This is a genomic window from Micromonospora sp. NPDC049801, from assembly GCF_040656575.1.
Taxonomy (GTDB): Bacteria; Actinomycetota; Actinomycetes; order Mycobacteriales; family Micromonosporaceae; genus Micromonospora.
Genome location: NZ_JBFAMS010000010.1, coordinates 152037 through 173413, shown reverse-complemented (window position 1 = coordinate 173413; position 21377 = coordinate 152037). Strand labels below are relative to the sequence as shown.

Here is a 21377-nt window from a genome sequence, read left to right as displayed (position 1 = left end):
GACCGAAATGGGCGGCTGCACGCCGAGCTGCGGGCGCCGGACGACACGCGGCTGTACCGCGTCGCATCTTCGACCCGGGAAGTCCTCGCCGATGTGCTCACCCCCATTGGCGGAACCGAGATAGATTTGGCGGTCATGGCTTAGATTTTTACTTGCGACGGTTGATGTAGAGAACTCTACCGCTCGCCAGGACCGCGCCACCAGAAAGCAGATTCGCCGTGACGGCGGTTCCGACACTGTGGTCGTCCCAGCTGTCGGTTACGGTCGCGGCTATCACGATGGCTTCGAGAAGCCCGGCGAGGATCCCGAGGGCCCACAGTAGGCCGCGTCCGATTGTTGCCCAAGCGCTGTTCTTGGCTGTTGATGCGCGAAGGGCGCGTGGCGGGATACCGATGGCTGTTTCGATGGCATCTCGCATCTGCTGCATCTCGGCGTTGACGGATCTGGCAAAGGAGACTGAGGCACCGTCCTCCATGGGAGGCCGTCCCGCGCCAGGTCCGAATCGGCTGATCGGTGCTGGCTGGACGCCTTTCTGGATCACCTGAAGGTAGCCATAGTGCAGGGAGGTTGCCGGCTTGAACGAGACCCCGGCGACATCGCTGACGTGTAGGCGGCGCTCGCCCTTCATGACGGGCCCGAAGCCATCCTTGCCGATGACGACGGACTGGCCATCAAACGCCGCATAGCCGAGGACACCTCGCGCTCGAAGGACAGGCGCGGCGGCTCTGCCCGTCGGGGGTGATACCTGGGCGGGTATTCGCACCGGCTGTCCCAGCGGCTCAGCAACCACCATCGTCCCCTCGCCCATTCCAAGCTTGCGTGGGCGTTGGGGCGACGGCCCGTTCACGACGTGGTGGTAGACGTACTCGTACAGTTCATCGACAGTGATCCGACCGTCGCGGTTCAGGTCCGCGGCGCCGGTGGCGACGCCAGCTACAACGGCTTCTGTGAAGTAGGAGGTGCGCGCCGTGGGTGATTCGACGTCTTCGAAACTAGCCTCATGCTCACCCGACGCGGTAAGTACCGCGACCCCGCTGCCCTGAGGTAAGCCTCGGACAAGCACGTCAACGTCGGGTTCGCCGCTGGACCGGGCCTGCATGCCCGTGATGAAACTCCCGCTGAAGCAACAGTCAACAGGGATGAGCGTGGACTTTGAGCGGCTGTCATAGACTCGGTCGCGCACCCACTCGGCGCCCACCGCAGTAGCACTCAGGTATCGCTTCTCAGTGTCAGTGAACGCGAAGTACAACTTACCCTGCCTGTCCTGAAGCCCGTGCGTGGAGAAGTAGATCAAGTTCAGGGCATCATCAACCCGGGCTTCAAGCAGGAATGCTTCGACGGCACGCTGCGCCGCACGGGTGGTGCAGTCAACGTCAGCAAACACCTGCGCGTACCCCGCCTCGTACAGCATGCGGCTCATGTCCTCGACGTCGCGACGAGGCGATCTGAGCTGTGCCAGCGACGAGTCGGTGAACGTCCCGCAACCGATCAACAGCGCCCTACGCTGGCGGGTCACCTCTGTCATGACCCGCTGTTCATCCGGTTCAGGTAAGCGGCGACGAGTTCGTCGCGCTGCGCCTTCGACACACGCCCCTTGAACCGACGGCCGTCGATCTCAATCTCGACGTCGGCCGGCTGCCGGCTCAGCCACGACGCGATGACGCCCATCAGACTCTCGACCACTATCGGCGCCAGCGTCACCGCCAACGCACCAGCCGCGACCGCGATCCCAGACTTAGCCCCGGCCGGTGCATCCCCAGCCGCAGCCCACTCGGCGCCGGCTACGTCCGTGGTGAGAACCTCTCGTCGAAGCCCAGCGGTCAGGCCCTTCACACCATCTGCGTCCAACTCCGAGCAGCCCACTCGCACAGACATCCGAATCTGATTCATTAAATACCAATCCCGCCGGCGTGTCGGGGCCGGACGACCGCGGTCCCGTGGCCTGCGGCGCATACGCCCTCTACTCACCGGCGAAAGGTCTGGCCCCACACGCAGCTCGGGCTACGTGTTCCTGGAGCACGCTGTCGGAGCCAATACTCGATGCAGGATACGCGGCATCCCACCGCAGACGCGCTTCCTGTCGTCGGCCCGCCGTGATGACCGGTGGCCGTCCGCTGTTCACAGCGCTGCGACGGAGAATCGCTCAGACGGGGACGATCATTGGCGTGCCGACGATCGGGACGGGTACGACGAGGCAGCTCGGACCGTAGAGCTGCTTGACGAGGTCGCCGTTCACCAAGTTGACGAGGTCTCTTTCGGATCGCACCGTTGGACATTGCGATGAGGTGGTCGCAGTTCGATTTGGCGAGCCATTCGAGGGCTATATCGACGGTAGGGCTCCCTTTCCGGCCGCTTTCATGATCATCGAGCCGTACAGCTCGTTGTGCTCTGCGTCGAGGATGGCCGGGAGTGGTGGGTGATGTGGACCGGTCGGTCCGACATGGTCACCGGCCAGCAGACCGGTGTGTGGCGTGACGACCTGGCTGGCGTCCACTGCCGTCGAAAGACCTTAAGCCCAGCGAATCCGCTGCACCCCTCGGGGCGGTCTTTTAGGCTGCGTGGGCGGACGGCCGTCCAGTTTCACGCAGGCGTCGCATTGCCGTGTCTGGATTGGCCGGGCATCCTCGTTCACGGCCTGCCCGGCTACCGGTAAGGAGCAGCGGTGACCCAGAGCGAGCGACATCGCCCGGAGATTGTCGTGGGACTGGTAGCAACCCCACCGGACCACCCGGCCCGAGTGGCGGGCAGAGTCACGGCGGAGCTTGCCCGGGTGCTTAGCGAGCGGGTGAGCCCGGACGTGCGGTGGACCGTCCGGGAAGGCTGGGGGGAGGTGGCGCCCCGCCGCGATGGCGGCGCGGAGGCGCTGCTCGACGATCTTGCCCGGCGGCGCACGGACGATCGGTGGGACGTCGCCATCTGCCTGACCGACCTGCCGCTGCATGCTGGGCGGGCGCCTCTGGTCGCTCAGACCTCTGGTCGGCGCTACGTCGGGATGATTTCTCTGCCCGCGCTGGGACTACGCCAGATGCGCTCGGTCCGAGCAGCCGTCCCGGATTTGGTGGGCCAACTGCTGGCAGACGCCGCCGATCACCGGGTGCCGGCGGCCGAGACGACGCGGCGCCTTCCCGCTGTCCGTCGAATGATCGACGGGGCCGACGCCGGTGAGCGGCGCTACGTCGCCTCGGGGCTGATCGGCCGGGCGCGACTGTTGACCGGCATGGTTCGCGCCAACCGTCCTGGACGGGCCCTGCTTGGCCTGTCCAAGCTGTTGGTCGGCGCATTCGGCACGGCGGCGTTCGCGCTCACCACGGACACCATCTGGCAGATGGGCGATGCCCTCGGCGGACTCCGGCTCGCCGTGATCATGGTGCTCGGGTTAGGCGGGTTGGTGGCCTGGTTGATCGTTGCGCACGACCTGTGGGAGAAGCCGAGCCGCGAGACACCGGCCGAGCTGGCACGGCTGTTCAACCTGGGTACGATCCTCACCCTCAGTCTGGCCACAGCGGTGTCCTACGTGGTGCTGTTCGTGGGAACGGTGCTCGTCGGGGCGCTGCTGATCGACACGTCCGTGTTCGAACAGGTTCTGCAGCGGCCGGTGCACGCCAGTGACTATCTGACGCTCGCCTGGATCACCAGCTCACTTGCCACTGTGGGCGGCGCGATCGGCTCAGGGCTGGAAAACGAGAATACAGTGCGGGCCGCCGCATACGGCTATCATCTCCACCCCGGCGGCTGGCAGGACGAGAAGAGCAGGGAGCGGTCCAGCGGCGCGAGCTGAGCGGGGCCACGCTGCCGGGGCCGCGGTAAGCGCGACGGGTACTGGCGACGGTATCCTTAGTTGGTGGGCTGGAAGACGGCGCGCACGCATCCGTCGAGTTTCTGTTTGAACATCTCGTAGCCGCGCGGCGCCTCGTCCAACGGCATCGTGTGTGTCGCGAGATGTTCGGTGACCAGTTCGCCGCGGGCCATCCGCTCCAGCAGCATGGGAATGTAGCGCTGTCCGTGCTGCTGTGCGCCACGCAGCGTCAGCCCTTTGTTCATCACCGCACCGAGCGGAAACTTGTCGACCAGGGCGGCGAACACGCCCAGGATGAACACGCTTCCACCTTTGCGGCAGTTGTAGATCGCCTCCCGGGCGGCGATCGGTCGGTCGGACTCGATGCGCAGCTGCTGCTTGACCTGGTCGTACCAGAATTGCGGACCGCTGCTGTGCGACTCCATCCCCACTGCCTCAATGCACACGTCGGGGCCTCGGCCACCACTGCGCTCCAGCAATTCGCCGCTGACGTCCTGCTGCTCGTAGTTCAGCGTCTCGACACCGAGATGTGTCTGGGCCATCTGGAGCCGGTTGTCGAGCCGGTCGATCACGATCACCCGATCGGCACCAAGCAGCACGGACGCCCGAGCCGCCATCTGTCCTACCGCACCGGCACCCCAGACCGCCACGACATCGCCCGGCTTCACCCCGGCGAGGTCAGCGCCCATCCATCCCGTCGGCGCCGAGTCGGAGGCGAAGAGCGCGCGCTCGTCGCTCACCTCGTCCGGGACGGTGAAGGCGCCCTGGTCGGCGTAGGGGACGCGGATGAACTCGGCGTGGCTGCCGGCGAAGCCCCCGAGCGCGTGCGAGTAGCCGTAGCAGCCTCCGGGCGCGGCGCCCCAGACGTTCTCGGTGATCATCGGGTTCGTGTTCCCGTTGTCGCACAGCGAGAACTGTTGTTGCTGGCAGTACCAGCACTTGCCGCAGGAGACGAACGAGCAGACGACGACGCGGTCGCCCACTTTGTGGTTGCGGACCTGAGAGCCGACCTCGACGACATCGCCGAGGAACTCGTGCCCGAGGACGTCACCGCGTTCCATGAACGGGATGTACCCGCCGAGCAGGTGCAAATCCGAACCGCAGGTCACCGTCCGTCGGACCCGCACGATGATGTCCTGCTTGTTGCGGATCTGCGGCTCCGGCACCTGCCGCACCGCGAGTTCGTTGGCTCCCTCCCACACCAGCGCCTTCACAGCCGTCCCTCCCGTCGACCCTGTGCGGTGGCCACTCGCAGTGGTTTGTTGATCGGAGTCGGCTCGGTCGTGGGCGGATAGTCCGGATGCAGGACCTCGCTGGTTTCGATCAGCTGCTTCGACTCTCGCAGCGCAGCCCGGATGGCCTGGTCGGGATCCCGGCCGATGACCCGTCGGGCCGCGACGGCAACAGGGAGTCGGGCGCCGTCGCGCAGCCGTACGGCGATCTCGGTTCCCCGGTCACCGGGGGCCGGCCGGACCTGGACCTCGACGGCGTCGCCAAGCCCGGCAAGCGGCTCGGGGAACCGGCCGCCCGGGGCGACATCACCCGCCGGGCGGTTCACCGTCGCCACATGCCACCGCGTCCCGCGCCGCCGGCCCTGAACCCGTTGCCACTGGTCACTGCCCCGGCCAGCCCCACCGAGCAGGCGCCGGACCACCATCCCTCCGGCAATCGCGACCGCACCACCGATCAGCCATCTCATGTCCGCCCCTGTCACCTGGTCTGCTCGTTCGGCACCGTCGAAGATCGGTAACCTTCAGAGCAAACCCTTTCATAAAGGGCGAGCCCCGCAGGGGCGTTTGTGACACTCGCGGAGTTCGCGCTGGTCAGGGCACTGGCACTGCTCCCGCTGGAACGGCCACCGGCCCTACAACATCTCCAACGGTTGCGCGCCAGCAGGTGGCGGAAACGCCCTGTCGAGGGCCGCGGTGTCGTCCTCGGTCAGGTGCAGGTCGCGCGCCTCCGCGTTCTGGCGGGTGTGTTCCGACTTGGACGATCGGGGAATGGCCGCGACCATCCCCTGCCTCAGCACCCAGGCCAGTGCGACCTGAGCGGGCGTCGCCCCGTGCCGGGCGGCGACCTCTGCGACCTGGTCGTGGCCGAGTAGTCTGCCCTGCTCGATCGGGGAGTACGCCATCACCGGGATCCGGTGTTCACGGAGCCACGGCAGCAGGTCGTACTCAGGCCCGCGCCGGGTGAGGTTGTACAGGATCTGGTTGGTCGCGCAGTGGTTCCCGCCCGCTTCGAATAGCTCGGTCATGTCGGAGAGGTCGAAGTTGCTCACACCCCACTGCCCGATGTCGCCGGCGTCGATGAGTTCAGCGAACGCCTCGATCGTCTCCGCGAGTGGATGCGTGCCGCGCCAGTGCAGCAGATAGAGGTCGATGTGGTCGACGCCGAGTCGTTGCAGGCTGCGGCGGCAGGCCTGCACGGTCCCCTGCCGGCTGGCGTGTGACGGCAGCACCTTGTCGACCAGGAACACATCGCCCCGTCGTCCGACAATGGCCTCGCCGACAAGCTCCTCCGAGGCGCCGTTGCCGTACATCTCCGCAGTGTCGATCAAGCTCATGCCCAGGTCCAGGCCAGCCTGCAGGGCGGAAATCTCATCCCGTCGCCGCGCAGGGTGCTCACCCAGGTACCACGTGCCCTGGCCGAGCACGGGCATGCTCTGGCCGGACGGCAGTTCGATGGAAGCGGTAGGGAGAGTCATGTCGGCCTTTCGGGGGCCTCGGCGCCAGTGGTTCAGTGCGTTACCCGCTTCGAGCGAGGGCAGTCTCGTTGGGCGACCCATCCTCCGTCGCCCGCCGCATCGGCGGGCGCACCTATCCGTCCATCCCTGAGCGACCTTCGGTGACCTGTTTCCCGGTTCCAACACCGGGAAGGCGGCCCGCGAGCGAACGATGCGCCGTCGACGGGGCGGCGCCGCGAGGGAGAGGCCACCCGATATGGCGCAGAGCCAGCAGCCACTGACCGGCAAACGAATCGCTTGTCTCGCCGCCGACGGAGTGGAGGACGTGGAGTACACCCAGTCCCGGGCCGCCGCGGAGCAGGCGGGCGCCGAGGTCCACCTGATCTCCTTGAACTCCGGCGAGATCCAGTCGATGAACCAGGACATCGACCCGGCCAACCGCTATCGGGTGGACCGGACCGTGAACGAGGCCAACGCGGCCGACTACGACGCCCTGCTGCTGCCGGGCGGGACGGTCAACCCCGACCGGCTCAGGATGAACCCGCAAGCCATGGACTTCGTCCGGGCGTTCTTCCAGCAACAGAAGCCGGTGGCGGCGATCTGCCACGGCCCCTGGTCGTTGGTCGAGACCGGCATGGTCAGCGGCCGGACCGTCACCTCGTTCCCCAGTCTGCGCACCGACATCCGCAACGCGGGCGGGAACTGGGTGGACCAACAGGTACAGGTCGACAACAGCCTGGTCACCAGCCGCAACCCCAGTGACCTTCCGGCCTTTTGCGCCAAGATGGTCGAGGTGTTCGCCCAGGGCGAGAACGTCCGCCAGATGGCGACCGCCTGACGCGGTGAAGGGTCAAGACCCAGAGGATCAGAACCGGGCTCCTAAGCCCGCACACAGCGGCGGCGCTCTGCCGGTCGAAGCGCCGCCGCTGCGAGGCTCTTGGGCCGACGTCCGGATACGGGCGCTTGGCAGGGGTCGACGACGACCTGGACGTACCGCTGCTAGCGGTAGCGGCCCGCACGCCCTGCTGAGCCGCAGGACAGGGATCACCTCCGTGCCGCGACCGATGCGCGGATTGAGGTGATTTTCGAGGGGTATGCGGGGCCTCTGTGGGTCGGGTCCGGGACCTCTTGAGCCGGAATGGCTCGGCCGGGCTGCGACCGGATACGGAGGCGACCCGTGACTCAACTAGCAACCCGAGAGGCCGCGCAGGCCAGGCAGGAAGACGTACGACGGCGAGGGCGCCGGCTCGGCTGGATGAGTCTCGGTCTGGGGGTGGCACAGCTGGCGGCACCGGACACGGTGCGCCGGATCAGCGGGGTGGATGACTCCTCGACCTCCCGGGCCGTGGTGCCACTGGTCGGAGCACGGGAGTTGGTCCATGCGGCCGGACTACTGACGAGCCGGCGCAAGGGCATCTGGGCGTGGACCCGGGTCGTGGGCGACGCGATGGACCTCGCCTCTCTCGGGGTGGCCATCGCCCACCGTAGCGGGCACCGCCGGCGTCGCCTCGTCGGTGTCACCGGCGCCATCGTCGGGATCACGGTGGTGGACCTGCTGACCGCCGTGCAAGCCACCCGCGACACGAGGATCGGTTCGGCGCTGCCGGTACGAGGCCCACGCGAAGGAGGATCCATGGAGCTGACAGCCACGACAACCATCCGCAAACCCCCACCCACGGTCTACGCGTTCTGGCGTGACCTGGACAACCTCCCCACGTTCATGGCACACCTTGAGACGATCCGCCCCACCGGCGACCGTACGAGCCACTGGTCCGCCAGCGCGCCCTTCGGCAAGAACGTCGAGTGGGACGCGGAGATCATCGACGAGGCACCCGGGAAGAAGATCGCGTGGCGGTCCACCGGGAACGCCGACGTGCCGAACGCCGGCACGGTCCGGTTCGTCCCTGCCCCGGATGGAGTCAGCACCGAGGTGCACGTCGTCATGTCGTACGACATCCCGGGGGGCGCGGTCGGCAAGGCGGTCGCCAAGTACTTCGGTGAGGAACCGCTCCAGCAGCTCGACGACGACCTGCGCCGGCTCAAGCAGGTGCTGGAGACCGGGCAGGTCGTCCGATCCGAGGGCGCCCCGTGGGGCAAGCGGGCCCGCAAGGAGTTCCCGCAACGTCCGGCGCAACCGCTGTCGGACTCCGAGCTCGCGAAGGGGGCAGACGCGTGAGGGCGAACACCTGGGCAGGCCGCAACAAGGTCAAGGTCCGTGACGTACCGGACCCGAAGATCCTCAACGACCGCGACGCCATCGTACGGATCACCTCCACCGCGATCTGCGGCTCGGACCTGCACCTGCTCGATGGGTACGTGCCCACGATGCAGGACGGCGACGTCATGGGCCACGAGTTCATGGGCGAGGTGGTCGAGGTCGGCCGGGGCGTCGACCCAGGTCGGCTGCGCGTCGGGGATCGGGTCGTTGTGCCGTTCCCGATTGCCTGCGGCGCGTGCGGTGCCTGCGCCGCCGAGCTGTGGTCGTGCTGCGAGAACTCCAATCCGAACGCCGGGATCGCCGAGAAGATGTTCGGCCACCCGGTCGCCGGGATCTTCGGCTACTCGCATCTGACCGGCGGCTTTGCGGGCGGTCAGGCGCAGTACGCGCGGGTGCCGTTCGCCGACGTCGGCCCCCTGAAGATCGAGTCCGACCTCACCGACGAGCAGGTGCTGTTCCTGTCCGACATCCTGCCCACCGGCTACATGGGCGCCGAGATGTGCGACATCCAGCCCACCGACGTCGTCGCCGTGTGGGGCGCTGGTCCGGTCGGGCAGTTCGCGATGGACAGTGCCCGTGCGCTCGGCGCCGCGAAGGTCATCGCCATCGACAAAGAGCCGTACCGGCTGCAGATGGCCGAACGGGCGGGCCACACGCCGGTGAACTTCGAGGAGGTGGACGTGCGGTCCCGGCTGCTGGAACTCACCGGTGGGCGGGGACCGGACAAGTGCATCGACGCGGTCGGCATGGAATCCACCCACGGTGCCACGCACGTGCACGCCTACGACCGGATCAAGCAGGCAGTCCGCTCGGAGACCGAGCGGCCGCACGCGCTGCGCCAGGCGATCCTGTCCTGCCGCAGCGGCGGCATCGTGTCGGTCATCGGCGTGTACGGCGGCTTCCTCGACAAGTTCCCGGCCGGAGCGTGGATGAATCGCGCGCTGACGCTGCGTACCGGTCAATGCCACGTGCAGCGCTACATGAAACCGCTGCTACAGCGCATCGAACGGGGGGAGATCGACCCGACCCGGGTCATCACCCACACCCTGCCACTCGACCAGGCAGAACGCGGCTTCGAGATCTTTAAGAACAAGCAGGACAACTGCGAAAAGGTCGTCCTCAAACCCTGACCACCACCCGCATCCGGCCACCGCGGCACGCCCGGTGGCTGGATGTGGCGTCTGTCCGCGGGCACCCATCTTTAAGGACGGCCTGCATTCGCAGCCCCGGCTCTCCATCTGTTTGCCATAGACGACCCTGGGTAGGCGCAGTCGGTGAGCGGGCCAGAGGCAGACCTAGGCACCCGGTCAGACACCAGCCGCGCGGTGGCGTTCAGCGACGCCATATTCGCCATCATCATCACGTTGCTGGTCCTGGACCTTCGGGTACCGGACGTTCCCCCTGGCCGCCTCCTGTCCGGCCTCCTCGAGCAGTGGCCCTCGTACGCCGCGTATCTCGCGTCCTACTCGTATGTGGCCGTCGTCTGGCTCAACCACAAGGCGGCGTTCAACCGCATCCAGCAGGTCGATCGCGGCCTGCACTGGATGAACCTTTTCGTGCTGTTCAGCACGGCGCTACTGCCGTTTCCGACCTCCGTCGTGTCGGACGCGCTGCAGAAGCACAACAACGCGGACCAGCGGGTGGCAGTCGCCTTCTACGCGCTGATCGGCGCGTTGCTGTGCGCTACCTGGCTGGCGTTCTACCACTACCTGGCAAAGAACCCGGACCTGCTCAAGAACCAGGCCAAGCGCGGCTTCTTTCCCGTCGAGCGGTTCAGAGCCCTCGCCGGGGTCGTCCTGTACGTCCTCGCGGGGTTGGTCGACTACCTGGTCGCACCGTTGATCGGCCTGGCCATCTTCATCCTCCTGCCCGTCTTCTACGCCATCACCAGCGCTGGCCTGTACCAGTCGCCCGTGACCCGACGTATCACCCACAGTCCTCCGCCACGGCCCTGAGGGCGGAGGAACCGCCGTTTCACCCCGACGGCGGCGGGCACCCGCCGCAATCCGGTTCGAGAGAGGATCCGAGGTGAACTACAGCGAGTTCATTCAGTCTGTGGCAGCACGACCCACGGTTCCGCACGAAAAGGCCGAACCGATCACCCGCGCCACGCTGGAGAGCGTGGCAAGACGGGTCACCGGTGGCCAGGCGAGGGACCTTGCCTCCCAACTCCCCCAGGAGCTACGCGGCCTGGTGTCCAGGCCCACCGAAGATCCGGATCGGTTCGGCTTCAGCAAATTCCTGGAACGGGTGCAGTCCCAGGCAGGGGTGGATCACCAGGTGGCCACCGATGGAGCGCGAGCCGTGTTGGACACCCTCCGTGAGGCTGCCAGCGCGAAGGAGTACGGGGACTTCGTCGACCAGTTGCCGCAGGAGTTCTGGCGGTCGACCGGGCCGGGGTCGGGACAGCTCCAGCCCCGCCGGATCGGCACCTAATCCCGTTCGGACGGTAGGCGAGGCCCGAGGAGTACGTGATGACCGAACCGAAGAGCCGGGACACGGGCGCACAGGAGCCGCCGACGCAACCGCGTGAGCGGGTTGATGGGCAGCGCAACGCCGGGGACGGCGCGGAATCCGCCGTTCCGAGCGAGAACCGCGGTGTCGGCGCCGGGCCGACGGATGCCGAGCCCGGCGAACGCCCCCTCGCCCCGGAGAGTGGTGCGCACGGCCTTCCTCAGCCGGCTGGCGGGCGCAGCAGCAAGACGATGTCAGACCCGGACGTCGTCCTCCAGATCCCGCAGGTCAAGGTTGAGCAGATCTACGTCGAGGTAGACGATCTGGACACCTCTGTTTCCCTGCGAGCACGGCTGGGCAGCCTGCTCCAGCTCGACGTGGGCGTTCAGGCGCATCTCGGCACGGTGAAGGTCGACATCAAGGGCGTAGAGGCCGAGGCGATGCTCGAGGTTCGCCTCGATGAGCTCCGGGGCATTCTCGACAGCGCCCTGCGTACGATCGAGCGCAACCCCCAGATCATCGAGTCGCTGGTGAAGACGGTGGACAACGCCGTCAACGAGGTCGGGCAGACGGTGCAGGAGGCGCTGGGACCCGATGGACCGCTGTCGCAGACGCTGCAGCAGGCGACCCAGCAGGTCGGCCAACAACTCGGGCAGGCCACCCAGCAGCTCGGACAGAGCACCCAACAACGTGCGCAGAGCAGCGGGACGGTGGCTGGCGGCGGCGTGGGGGGTCTCGGCGGAGTGCTGGGAGGGTCTCCGGCCCACGCCTCGTGGCAACGGATGAAGAAGATCATCAACAGTAGCCAGCCACTGAGGCAGGTCACGAGGTGGCTGGGCGGACCGCAGGGGCAACAGCCGCCGAGCTGACCGGCGCCTGCCGTGGTGGTGGCGGCAGAGCAACTGACCAGGTCACACCCACTGCCCGCAGGTCACGACTGGCCCAGATTGGTGACCAGGTTGACCGCGACGGCCAGGATGCCGGTTCCGAAGGTGTAGGAGAGCAGCGCTTGCCCGAGCGCGATCCGGCGCACCCGGTTGCTTGTCGGTTCGTTCTCGCCCGGGGCGTAGGACATGCCGACTGTGAAGGCGACGTACGCGAAGTCGGCGTACGCCGGCGGATCCTCCTGCTTGAAGTCGATGCCGCCATCGTGACGGTAGTACAGCCGGGCGTACTTCAGCGCGAAGACCGTATTCACCAGCGCCCACGCCAGGACCACCGCGACGACGCTGAGAATCACCAGCGTGACAGCCACCACGTCCTGCTGGTCTGAAGCGCGGATGAGCGCCTCGGCCACGGCGGCGAGGCTGATGGCGGACGCGATCAGGATCGCCGCGTCGGTGGACCGGGACTGCTGCTCCGCCTCGGCAAGCTGCTCGGTACGCCGTGGGTCCGCCGACCAGCACACCCGCCACACCCAGACAAGGATCGTGCCTGCCGCGATCGTCCACATCACCAGCGGCGCCAACTCCGGTGCCCCGACCAGCGCGGTGGCGGACCCTGCGACGACACCGACGGCTAACGACCACAGGGCACGCCGGACCGACAGCAGCCGTCCCCACGCCGGTCGTCCCGATTGCTGCTCCACCTACTCAGCGTTCCAGGTCGAGCGGATCATATGGGACATACCCGACGGGATTACCGGTTCAGGGTGTCAACACGCCTGAACCGTGCAGGCACCCCGGGCAGACTGACCATCACCCGCCAGAAGCTGCTCAGCCTCACGACGCGAGTACGAGGGCAGCGACGCTCAGCCGTCTACTCCGTTGGAGGTGTGCGCCGCGCCAACCGGCTTGGACTGCGAGGACCCCCGTTGTCGCAGGTAGATCGACAGCACGACCATCGAGGAGACGGCCAGTAGCTCCGACTGCCAGTTCTCCAGCGTGCGGTTCCAGAAGTCGGGCCGGAGGAGGTACTGGCCCCAGGACACCGGATCTTGGAGATTGCCGAGCTGATGCTCGTTGTAGGCGGCGACCCCGGTGACGGACTGGGCCAACCACGACAGCATGAAGATCGCGCCGAGAACCAGACCCAGCGAGCGGGAGAACAGTGCCCGTCGCAGGCCACCGACCCGGGCCCACGTCGGCGCGGGGGCGTGAGCGCCGACCATCTGCTCCTCGTCCGATTCGCGGCCTGCCTTGTCGAGCTCTTCGGATTCCGGTGATCCCTTCTGCAGCAGCCAGACGGTCAGGAGGATGTAGAGGAAGAACTGCAGGTACTCCGATTGCCAGTTCTCGGTGACGTCGACGGCGAAGCTCGCCGACGTGAGGTAGCGGCCGAGCGAGATCGGTCGCAGGCCTTCGCTGAGTTGCTGCTGGTTGAAGTCGGCATGTCCGGCGAACGCCTGGCCAACCAGCGCGATGAGGAACAGGAGACCGAACACCAGACCGAGGGAGTTCTCGTACAGGAATCTCCTCACCGGTGCAGCACCCCCAGCGCGCAGAAGTAGACCAGGCCCACCGCCACCACGAGCAGCAACATCACGAACTGGGCGCGCATGAGTCAACCACCCTGCAGCACGCAGTCATATGGCTTGTCGCCTCGAGCGGTGCACCCGGCGGCGACAACGCGCCAGCCACCGGGGAAGACGGCAAGGAAGACGGTGTCGCCGTCGAGTCGCACCTGCGCCTGCTGGCCGTACACCTCGCTGGCCAAGACCTGCCCGGCCCCGGGCAGGTCCTCGTCCAGGATGGCCTCGGCACACGGCCTGTCGACGGAGTGCTCAAGCCCGGCTGCGGTATCGGGTGCCAGAAGAGAGCACGCCCCAACCCCGTCCTTCTCGGCGATCGCGCTCAGCATCCGCAGAGCGACGTCAGCCGCCGCGTCACCCCGAGCGGTTACCAAGCCGCATCCTCCGGTCGCCACCGCCACCGCCACCGCCAGCGCCGCGCCCATTGCCACCCGCACGGCGCGCCAGTGGGATGCGTCGAGTGACGTTCGACGTGATCGAGCAGCGCCCCACACCGGGTGCTCCGATGCTCTGGCATCCGCCCCGTCGAAGGCTCCAGGCGGGGTCAGCCGACCGGCTCGCTTACATCTGATCCGGCATAAGCGTCGGCGAGGAACCGTCGATAGACCGCCTCGTAGCTGTACGCCATCCGGGTGGTCGAGAAGTTTTCCGCCACGTGCGCCACGCAGTCCGCCGGATCGAGCCGCTCCACGGCGCGCAGGGCGTCCGGTAGCTCATCGGAGTGTTCGCAGACCAGCCCGGTCACCCCGGAACGGACCAACTCCGGTACCGCGCCTCGGGCGAGCGCGACCACGGGTGTTCCGGTTGCCATCGCCTCCACCATGACCATGCCGAACGGCTCGTCCCACCGAATGGGCATGATCAGGCACCGGGCCTCCAGCAGCATCCGCAGGGTGGCATCCCGGTCGGCGTTGAAAACCACGCTGACGTCGTCGTCGAGCATCGGCTCGATCACCTCGTCGTAGTACTGGCGTTCGGCCGGCTCGTTGCGCTTGCCCGCGAGCAGCAGCGGCAACCCGGCCGCCCGGCACGCGCGAATCGCCACGTCCGGGCCCTTGTCAGGGCTGAACCGGGCCAGCCACAGCACCGGTCCGGCGCCGGGTTCGGCCTTGTACGGGATAAGCCGGGGGTCCAAGGCATTATGCACAGTGCCGGCCCACGGCAGCCCCGGATTCAGCCGACGCTGCCCATGAGAGATGGCGACCAAGCCGACTCGTCGGTCGGTGTCGCTGAGCACGTCGCCGTGCTCGCCCACCGGATTGCCGTGCACGGTGGCCACCGTCGGCACGGCGCGGCGCCCGGCGACCAACGGACCGACCACTGTGTGATCGTGGATCAGATCGAAGTCCGCCGCCCTGATCAGGTGGTTCACCCGGGCCAGGTGAGCCAGCTCCGGCAGAGACTCGCCGAGCCGCGCGAACTGCAGCTCGGGCGCGGTGGAGACGAAGCTAGGGGCCGCGGTGCCGTGCTGGTCGCCGGTGCCGAACAGGGTCACCGCGTGGCCGTGCTGCACGAGTGCGTCCACCAGTCCGGCGACGACTTGCTCCACCCCGCCATAGCCCGGCGGCGGCACAGGCAGCCAGGGTGGAACGACCATCGCGATGCGCAGGGGTCGATCACGGGTGAGTGCAACTGCTTGGTCAACGGCCATGAGTCCTCCGATTCGGTCATTGGTGCGTGGCTCGCCTGCTGGCTTCCCGCCAAATAGCACCACTAACCAGTCACTCAGCCCCGTGAACGCTGACTGATCGGTCGATCAGTGCGAGGTTCCGCCTTAGCCAGCCACTCAGCGCTACGAAGCTCGGCGATTCGCCCGCTCACTTCTCACGCAGGCCACGGGTTCCCAGCCCACCTGCCCGCGGCGATCACGGACCTGACCCAGGCGCTCGACGGGCAGGCATCAACGGCATCGCGCTCTCGGCCTCCGCCGCCGCAGGCCCGCGATGGCCGCAACCACAGGACGGCCATCCGCCCCTCGGAACTCCCCAGCGGGCCCTCGGTCGTCGCGTCGCGGCCCGACGCCGTCGTCGCCAACTGAGTGGCGACTCCGGATAAGGCGCCGACCGGCGTCTGGATCCGATGACAGCACGCTCCTCCGCCAGGCGTGGACGTCCGAGCCGGCGAATTACCGGATAAGCAGCTTTCGTAGCGCTTCGCCGCGTTTACGATCGTTGAGCTTCTTACGGATCCAGGTCTCGGAGTAAGTCATGCCAAAGCCGGCGAGCACCAAGCCTGGTCAACACCGTCAAGCGCCCATCCTGGCCCCGGCGGAGTTCGGCGGCTATCCCGGGCCGCTGCGGCGCGCAGTGCCCGGCAACACCCTGCTCAGGCTGCTCGCCACGACCGACGCCAAGCAGATCGGCTTGCTCTACCTGATCTCGTCGTTCTTCTTCTTCATCGCCGCTGGCATCGAGGCGCTGCTCATGCGCGGCGAGTTGGCCCGCCCGGGGATGCAGTTCCTCTCCCAGGAGCAGTACAACCAGCTGTTCACCTCGCACGGCACGATCATGATGTTCCTGTTCGCCACACCGCTCGCCTTCGCGTTCGGGAACTACCTCGTGCCCCTGCAGATTGGCGCACCTGACGTCGCCTTCCCCCGGCTGAACGCGTTGGCCTACTGGCTGTACCTGTTCGGCGGCCTGATGGTGCTCGGCTCCTTCATCAGCCCGGCAGGCGCCGCGGACTTCGGATGGACGGCCTATCCACCCCTGAGTCAGGTGGAACACACACCCGGGGTGGGCGGCAACCTCTGGGTCATCGGGCTGGTGCTCTCGGGTGTCGGCACCATCCTCGGGTCGGTCAACCTGATCACCACCACCCTGACGCTGCGCGCCCCGGGGATGACGATGTGGCGAATGCCGCTGTTCACCTGGGCCATGTTCATCACCGCGTTGATGGCGATCGTGGTGTTCCCGCTGCTGTCGGCGACGCTCCTCGCCCTGCTGTCCGACCGTGTGCTCGACAGCCACATCTACGACGCCGCCAACGGCGGCCCGCTGCTCTACCAGCACCTGTTCTGGTACTTCGGCCATCCCGAGGTCTACATCGTGGCGCTGCCGTTCTTCGGCATCATCAGCGAGGTGCTGCCGGTCTTCTCGCGAAAGCCATTGTTCGGGTACAAGGGCATGGTCCTGGCACTGTGGGTGATCTTTTTCTACTCCCTGAACGTGTGGGCGCACCACATGTTCGCCACCGGTCAGGTCCTCCTACCCTTCTTCTCAGCGACCACCTTCATCATCGCCGTGCCTACCGGGGTTAAGTTCTTCAACTGGATCGGCACCATGTGGAAGGGGCAACTGACCTTCGAGACCCCGATGCTGTTCGCCATCGGGTTCCTCGTCACCTTCCTCTTCGGCGGCCTCACCGGCGTGCTGCTGGCAAGTCCGCCGGTCGACTTCCACGTCCACGACAGTTACTTCGTCGTCGGGCACTTCCACTACGTCCTCTTCGGCACCATCGTCTTCGCCGCGTTCTCCGGCGTGTACTTCTGGTTCCCGAAGATGACCGGCCGGCTGCTCGACGAACGACTCGGCAAGGTCCACTTCTGGACCATGTTCGTCGGTTTCCACACCACCTTCCTGGTCCACCACTGGCTGGGCAACCGCGGTATGCCCCGCCGCTATGCCGACTACCTACCGCAAGATGGGTTCACCACCCTGCACACCATCTCCACCATCGGGTCGTTCGTGCTCGGTGCATCCACGCTGTTCTTCATCTACAACATCTGGAAGTCCTGGCGCTTCGGTGCCGCCGTCACCGTCGACGACCCCTGGGGGTACGGAAACTCCCTGGAATGGGCGACAACCTGCCCACCACCGCTGCGCAACTTCGACCGCATACCCCGGATCCGCTCCGAACGCCCCGCCTTCGACGCCAAGTACGGCACCCGGGTCGCCGACCTCGGCCGTGACCTGCCGCAACGCGCCGCCAAACCTGCACAGAGCGTCAGCGAGGAGCTGCATCGCGAGGGACACGCGCCGGAGCCGCTCGCTGTCGAACGAGCCCACGGCGGTGAGGGCGCGGCCGGTGACCAGCCGATCCCGCAGTCCGGTGCCCGCCCCATCGAGGTACCCGACCCGGAGCAGACCCGACGACCGAGCTTCGAGCCGACCACCGAGACCGACGAAAACCCACTGGACTCCCAGCGGGGAGAGGAAGCCCCGCCGCAGTGGCGCCACCCCGGTCAAGAGGACGACGAGAGAAGGTGAGGAGGTCAGGTCGCCATTGCCCGCCGACTCCCCATCGACTAGCGCCCCGTCCGCCACGCCGCGTGGCAGCGCATCGGACGTCGTATCCGCGACGAGCGACCTCCGGGTCAGGCACCGGCAGACGGCCAGGCTGCTGCGCAACGGCAGTCCGCGGGGCTCTCCCTGTCGAGCGGCAGGGCAAAGCAACCTGTGCCGCCAGAGGAGGGGGTCATCTCCTCTGCCATCTCACGGGCTTTCGCCGTAACGTTCCCGAGTCAGCCGGTTGGCCGTCTCCGGATCGAGACCGCTGGCGCGAAGCAGGTCACTCGCCGCGACCCGCGTCTGAGTGACCAGGGTCTGGCTGAACCGGCCGGTGGCAACGTCGCCGGCCCTGCGAGCGCCGTGCATGGCCGCCAAGGCTGTCGCTCGCGCCCGCTGCGGATCACGGCCCGACCCGCGTTCGGCCCGAAGGTGCTCGTTGGCGTCGGCGAGTTGCCTGAGCGTCGTGGTCAGCTCAGACGGAACCGCCTCGTCGTACTGCAACACAGTCGCCGAGGTACGCGCCAGATCCTGTGCGTCACCAATCAACCGTTGGGCATGCGCAGCGAAATGGGCGAACTGTTCCACGTCATCTCGCCGGAGCCATCTCACCGGCGCCAGACTCACCACCTCCTTCGCCCCATCGAGCGCCTGCGACAATCGTGCGAGATCGGGTCCCGAGTCCCGCAGGCGCTGCAGGGACGCAGTCGCCCGCTCAGCGTCACGCTCGTTCAGAGCGGTCGCGATGGTGCGGAGTTCTGCACTGATCAACTGGACGATCGGCGTGGCCGCCCGGTTGAGAACGCGCATCGGGTTGACCGGAAACAGGAGCGTCACCACCACCAACCCCACCGCCCCACCGATGACGGCATCCAGGATCCTGGGCCACTCAAGGTTGGGATCCACCGGCGACAGGGTCGCGATCACGACAGCCGAAGCACCCGCGTGGGCCACGGTCGCGCCGCTGCCACCGGAAAGGATCAGCGCGAACGCGATCGCGACACCAACCGCCAAGCCGATCTGCACCGGTCCCGGGCCCACGGTATAGAGCAGAGCATCCCCGATGAGGATACCGATCACCACGCCAACCAGCGTCTGGACGGTTCGACGGACCCGCTGGCCAATTGCGGCGACGATCGTCCCGACCGCCGCGGACGGAGCGAAAACCGGCGCAGGGATGCCCAACACGTCGTGCCCGATGAACCAAGACAACGACGCCGCCAGCGCCGCCTGCACCGTGATCACCAGGATGACGTTCGTCAGACGCAGCCGCACCCGCCAACCCTGACGCCCACGCTGGCGAGCCCGCTCTGCCGCCTGCCGCACCTCGGCCGCTACAGCGTCGACACCGGAGGACGGATCGGGCGAAGGTTCCTGGGCACCACGCATGGGGGTAGCTACCCGAAGCAGCGACAAACAAGTCAGCAACGAGTGCCATCAGGGTCGCTCGTGGTGTGGCACAACAGCTGCAGCCAGCCGGACCGGTTACGGGCCTGGTGATCACCGACCATTCGTCGCTCAGCTCGCCCGGGTCTTCCAACCTCAAGCCGATGATGAACGCGCAGCGTCCACCGGCCACTTACGGCTGCCCGCCGTGTTCAACAGCATTCTGTGCCAGCCCACAGATTCCGACGGTTCCGGCACGCAGAAGAGGTCCCCACCTGAATACCCCGAGCAGGACGTTGCCCGTGGGGAAGATGCCTCAGACGACGGACCCGCGGGGGCCTCGGACCACGAACCGCAACGCCGATCACAGGGCGTGTGCACTCTGAGGTAATGGAAACCAGGTCCATCCACTGCATCAACGACGTCTTCCGCAAACACCATCGAACTCGAACAGCTCGGCGTCCTTCGCCGAAGCCGTCCCGCCGGAAGCATGGGCGCCGAGGCATGGGGTATCCGCCGCAGCATGGGTAGCCAACAGCGCAACAAGCATGACAGCGGTGGCGAGTCGGCGCGGGGCCGCCGGCACCCGGGCAGCGGCGCACGGGGTCGGCAGGGGGCCACGGTGGAGCACTCGCCGAACCAGCGGCACGAGCGCACCGCGACGGGATCAGCCGGCACCGAGCGCGACCACAGCCGGTCGAAGGCGGCCCGGGAGGGGCGGGTAAACCGCCAGGGTACGGCCTGATCCTCAGTTACCATCCTCCCGCGCTTGTCGGCTGCCAGCCTGCGGCAGCACATGCCGTACAGCCGGGAGAGAGGTGCAGTTGGCCGTGGCGAGCACTCCCTTATCGGCATCTGTCCGTGCGGCCGTTACGGATGCCCGCCCAACCAGGTTCGGACGGTGATCATTCGGCACCTCGGCCGCCTGCCACTGCAGCCAGCGTCGGCAGCCGATTACCGCGTCGCACCAGCAGCGTTAGTCGAACCACCTGGCATCGAATGACACTCGAAGCCCGGATCGCGCTGTGCGCGTTGGCCCTCGCCCTCCTCCAAACGATCACAGCTCTCCTCGCCTTCGCTGAACACCCCGCCCTGCCCTGGCCCCTGCCGCCGAGCAGTCGAGCGCTGAGTACGGCTCTTGTTGGGGAACCACTGCTCGCTCTCACCTAGGCCAGTGGGTGCGGCTGACCGCTGAGGGCTGCCAGGCGGTAGCGACGGCGTGCAGGTCGGCTTTGATGTAGGTGGTGGTGGCGGGTCCACGGCTGTCGGTGTGTCCGGCGTAGGCGCGGGCCACCCCGTAGCCGAAATGCCGCTCGACCCACGTCAGGGTGGTGTGGCGCAGCCAGTGCGTGCTGATCCCCTGGGCCGCGACCCACGGTAGCTGTCGGCCGATGCGTTTCCACATCAAGTCGTAGCGCCGGTAGGAGGCGGGTTGGCCATTGCGGTAGCGCAACAGCGCATCGGTCGGTGCGACGGCGCCGCGGGCTCGGGCATGGTCGTCCAATCGGCTGGCGAGCATCGGTGTGATGGGCTGCCAGCGTTGCGTGCCGCCCTTCTCGGACAGGCGGATCAGCGCGTGGTCGGTGTCCAGGTCGATCAGGCGTAGCGCGAGGGCGCCGCCGCGTCGGCAGGCCGTTTCGGTGTGCAGGCGCAGCAGTAGGGCGTCGAGCACGATGTCGTGGCCGCCGCTGCGGGCGGCGGCGTTGATGTCGGACAGTTCATCCGCGGTGAGAGCGCGGCGGGTGTTGGGCAGCCGGCGGGGTTTGCGGACCCGGTGGGCAGGGCTGTCCACGGCGGTGAGGTAGCCGTCGGCGATGGCGCGGTTGTAGAAGGCGCGGGCGGCGGCGATGAGATGCTCGCCGGCATGCCGGCCGTTTCGGGAGTTGCGGCGAGGGCGGGCACCGGCGGCGGCCCGTCGCATGAGGGCTTCGAGGTCAATGGCCCGCACCGCGTCGATGCGCCGATCGCCGAGGGCGGCGGCCATGAGCCGCCAGGAACTGCCGTAGGTGCGTCGGGTACCCGGGCTCGCCGCGGCGACAACAGCAGGAACGTACTCAACGACCGTCGGCACGGCAGGCGGGTCAGTGCCAGTGAGACCGGCGGCAGCGAGGCCGAGGTGCTCGAGAAACGCTCGGGCGATG

Annotated in this window: 21 protein-coding genes; 10 read left to right on the top strand and 11 right to left on the bottom strand. The window is 67.3% G+C overall.

Annotated features, from left to right (window positions below):
* Positions 1-148: 148 nt before the first annotated feature.
* The 3 genes from AB0I89_RS19600 to AB0I89_RS19590 form a co-directional block, all read right to left on the bottom strand.
* A complete protein-coding gene (locus AB0I89_RS19600) occupies positions 149-1525 on the bottom strand; it encodes a caspase family protein (RefSeq protein ID WP_357128386.1) in 1377 nt (458 codons plus the stop codon).
* On the bottom strand, positions 1522-1833 hold the full coding sequence (locus AB0I89_RS19595) for a hypothetical protein (protein WP_357128383.1): 312 nt from the start codon (positions 1831-1833) through the stop codon (positions 1522-1524). Before AB0I89_RS19595 ends, AB0I89_RS19600 begins: the two co-directional genes overlap by 4 nt.
* Positions 1834-2143: 310 nt before the next feature.
* Positions 2144-2266, bottom strand: a complete 123-nt coding sequence (locus tag AB0I89_RS19590) for a hypothetical protein (protein ID WP_357128380.1) — start codon at positions 2264-2266, stop codon at positions 2144-2146.
* A 396-nt stretch (positions 2267-2662) separates the two neighbouring features.
* Here AB0I89_RS19590 and AB0I89_RS19585 point away from each other — a divergent pair, with 396 nt between their 5' ends.
* Positions 2663-3778: a hypothetical protein gene (locus tag AB0I89_RS19585; protein WP_357128377.1), complete on the top strand. Its 1116-nt coding sequence runs from the start codon at positions 2663-2665 to the stop codon at positions 3776-3778.
* A 56-nt stretch (positions 3779-3834) separates the two neighbouring features.
* Here AB0I89_RS19585 and AB0I89_RS19580 read toward each other — a convergent pair whose 3' ends face one another.
* The gene (locus AB0I89_RS19580; RefSeq protein WP_357128374.1) at positions 3835-5010 is read right to left on the bottom strand and encodes a zinc-dependent alcohol dehydrogenase; all 1176 of its coding nucleotides are present in this window, start codon (positions 5008-5010) and stop codon (positions 3835-3837) included.
* An 86-nt stretch (positions 5011-5096) separates the two neighbouring features.
* On the opposite strand from AB0I89_RS19580, the gene AB0I89_RS19575 reads away from it, so the two are divergent.
* Positions 5097-5546 carry a hypothetical protein gene (locus tag AB0I89_RS19575; protein WP_357128371.1) on the top strand — a complete coding sequence of 150 codons (450 nt, stop codon included), beginning with the start codon at positions 5097-5099 and terminating at the stop codon, positions 5544-5546.
* A 114-nt stretch (positions 5547-5660) separates the two neighbouring features.
* Here AB0I89_RS19575 and AB0I89_RS19570 read toward each other — a convergent pair whose 3' ends face one another.
* The gene (locus AB0I89_RS19570; RefSeq protein ID WP_357128369.1) at positions 5661-6503 is read right to left on the bottom strand and encodes an aldo/keto reductase; all 843 of its coding nucleotides are present in this window, start codon (positions 6501-6503) and stop codon (positions 5661-5663) included.
* Positions 6504-6738: 235 nt separating this feature from the next.
* On the opposite strand from AB0I89_RS19570, the gene AB0I89_RS19565 reads away from it, so the two are divergent.
* The 6 genes from AB0I89_RS19565 (at position 6739) to AB0I89_RS19540 (ending at position 12023) form a co-directional block, all read left to right on the top strand.
* Positions 6739-7320: a type 1 glutamine amidotransferase domain-containing protein gene (locus AB0I89_RS19565; RefSeq protein ID WP_357128367.1), complete on the top strand. Its 582-nt coding sequence runs from the start codon at positions 6739-6741 to the stop codon at positions 7318-7320.
* 417 nt (positions 7321-7737) lie between these two features.
* Positions 7738-8658: an SRPBCC family protein gene (locus tag AB0I89_RS19560; RefSeq protein ID WP_357128364.1), complete on the top strand. Its 921-nt coding sequence runs from the start codon at positions 7738-7740 to the stop codon at positions 8656-8658.
* On the top strand, positions 8655-9830 hold the full coding sequence (locus tag AB0I89_RS19555) for a zinc-dependent alcohol dehydrogenase (RefSeq protein WP_357128361.1): 1176 nt from the start codon (positions 8655-8657) through the stop codon (positions 9828-9830). Before AB0I89_RS19560 ends, AB0I89_RS19555 begins: the two co-directional genes overlap by 4 nt.
* A gap of 195 nt (positions 9831-10025) precedes the next feature.
* Complete coding sequence (locus AB0I89_RS19550) at positions 10026-10655, top strand: TMEM175 family protein (RefSeq protein ID WP_357128358.1); 630 nt, start codon at positions 10026-10028, stop codon at positions 10653-10655.
* A 100-nt stretch (positions 10656-10755) separates the two neighbouring features.
* On the top strand, positions 10756-11136 hold the full coding sequence (locus tag AB0I89_RS19545; protein WP_357128355.1) for a DUF2267 domain-containing protein: 381 nt from the start codon (positions 10756-10758) through the stop codon (positions 11134-11136).
* 38 nt (positions 11137-11174) lie between these two features.
* Positions 11175-12023, top strand: coding sequence for a hypothetical protein (locus tag AB0I89_RS19540; protein WP_357128352.1), 849 nt, complete (start codon positions 11175-11177; stop codon positions 12021-12023).
* Positions 12024-12085: 62 nt separating this feature from the next.
* On the opposite strand, the gene AB0I89_RS19535 is transcribed toward AB0I89_RS19540, so the two are convergent.
* The 4 genes from AB0I89_RS19535 to AB0I89_RS19520 all read right to left on the bottom strand — a co-directional run bounded on the left by AB0I89_RS19535 (position 12086) and on the right by AB0I89_RS19520 (position 15275).
* The gene (locus tag AB0I89_RS19535) at positions 12086-12742 is read right to left on the bottom strand and encodes a DUF1345 domain-containing protein (RefSeq protein ID WP_357128349.1); all 657 of its coding nucleotides are present in this window, start codon (positions 12740-12742) and stop codon (positions 12086-12088) included.
* Between the two features lie 162 nt (positions 12743-12904).
* Positions 12905-13573, bottom strand: a complete 669-nt coding sequence (locus AB0I89_RS19530) for a DUF6766 family protein (RefSeq protein ID WP_357128346.1) — start codon at positions 13571-13573, stop codon at positions 12905-12907.
* 83 nt (positions 13574-13656) lie between these two features.
* Positions 13657-13953, bottom strand: coding sequence for a hypothetical protein (locus AB0I89_RS19525; RefSeq protein WP_357128343.1), 297 nt, complete (start codon positions 13951-13953; stop codon positions 13657-13659).
* A gap of 215 nt (positions 13954-14168) precedes the next feature.
* The gene (locus tag AB0I89_RS19520; RefSeq protein ID WP_357128340.1) at positions 14169-15275 is read right to left on the bottom strand and encodes a glycosyltransferase family 4 protein; all 1107 of its coding nucleotides are present in this window, start codon (positions 15273-15275) and stop codon (positions 14169-14171) included.
* A gap of 556 nt (positions 15276-15831) precedes the next feature.
* Here AB0I89_RS19520 and ctaD point away from each other — a divergent pair.
* Positions 15832-17832, top strand: a complete 2001-nt coding sequence (gene ctaD, locus AB0I89_RS19515; protein ID WP_357128337.1) for a cytochrome c oxidase subunit I — start codon at positions 15832-15834, stop codon at positions 17830-17832.
* Positions 17833-18057: 225 nt separating this feature from the next.
* Here the strand turns inward: ctaD and AB0I89_RS19510 are convergent, their stop codons facing one another.
* A complete protein-coding gene (locus AB0I89_RS19510; RefSeq protein ID WP_357128334.1) occupies positions 18058-19125 on the bottom strand; it encodes an FUSC family protein in 1068 nt (355 codons plus the stop codon).
* Positions 19126-19759: 634 nt separating this feature from the next.
* On the opposite strand from AB0I89_RS19510, the gene AB0I89_RS19505 reads away from it, so the two are divergent.
* Entirely contained in the window at positions 19760-19981 is a 222-nt protein-coding gene (locus AB0I89_RS19505; protein ID WP_357128331.1) for a hypothetical protein, read from the top strand.
* Positions 19982-20398: 417 nt separating this feature from the next.
* Here AB0I89_RS19505 and AB0I89_RS19500 read toward each other — a convergent pair whose 3' ends face one another.
* Positions 20399-21307: a site-specific integrase gene (locus AB0I89_RS19500; protein ID WP_357128328.1), complete on the bottom strand. Its 909-nt coding sequence runs from the start codon at positions 21305-21307 to the stop codon at positions 20399-20401.
* Positions 21308-21377 lie beyond the last annotated feature (70 nt).

Excerpts from the sequence above, each read along its gene's own strand:
- AB0I89_RS19570 (WP_357128369.1), bottom strand. The coding sequence starts at position 6,503 with ATGACTCTCCCTACCGCTTCCATCGAACTGCCGTCCGGCCAGAGCATG.
- AB0I89_RS19600 (WP_357128386.1), bottom strand. The coding sequence starts at position 1,525 with ATGACAGAGGTGACCCGCCAGCGTAGGGCGCTGTTGATCGGTTGCGGG.
- AB0I89_RS19505 (WP_357128331.1), top strand. The coding sequence starts at position 19,760 with ATGGGTAGCCAACAGCGCAACAAGCATGACAGCGGTGGCGAGTCGGCG.
- AB0I89_RS19520 (WP_357128340.1), bottom strand. The coding sequence starts at position 15,275 with ATGGCCGTTGACCAAGCAGTTGCACTCACCCGTGATCGACCCCTGCGC.
- AB0I89_RS19565 (WP_357128367.1), top strand. The coding sequence starts at position 6,739 with ATGGCGCAGAGCCAGCAGCCACTGACCGGCAAACGAATCGCTTGTCTC.
- AB0I89_RS19575 (WP_357128371.1), top strand. The coding sequence starts at position 5,097 with ATGCAGGACCTCGCTGGTTTCGATCAGCTGCTTCGACTCTCGCAGCGC.
- AB0I89_RS19540 (WP_357128352.1), top strand. The coding sequence starts at position 11,175 with ATGACCGAACCGAAGAGCCGGGACACGGGCGCACAGGAGCCGCCGACG.
- AB0I89_RS19525 (WP_357128343.1), bottom strand. The coding sequence starts at position 13,953 with ATGCTGAGCGCGATCGCCGAGAAGGACGGGGTTGGGGCGTGCTCTCTT.
- ctaD (WP_357128337.1), top strand. The coding sequence starts at position 15,832 with ATGCCAAAGCCGGCGAGCACCAAGCCTGGTCAACACCGTCAAGCGCCC.
- AB0I89_RS19560 (WP_357128364.1), top strand. The coding sequence starts at position 7,738 with ATGAGTCTCGGTCTGGGGGTGGCACAGCTGGCGGCACCGGACACGGTG.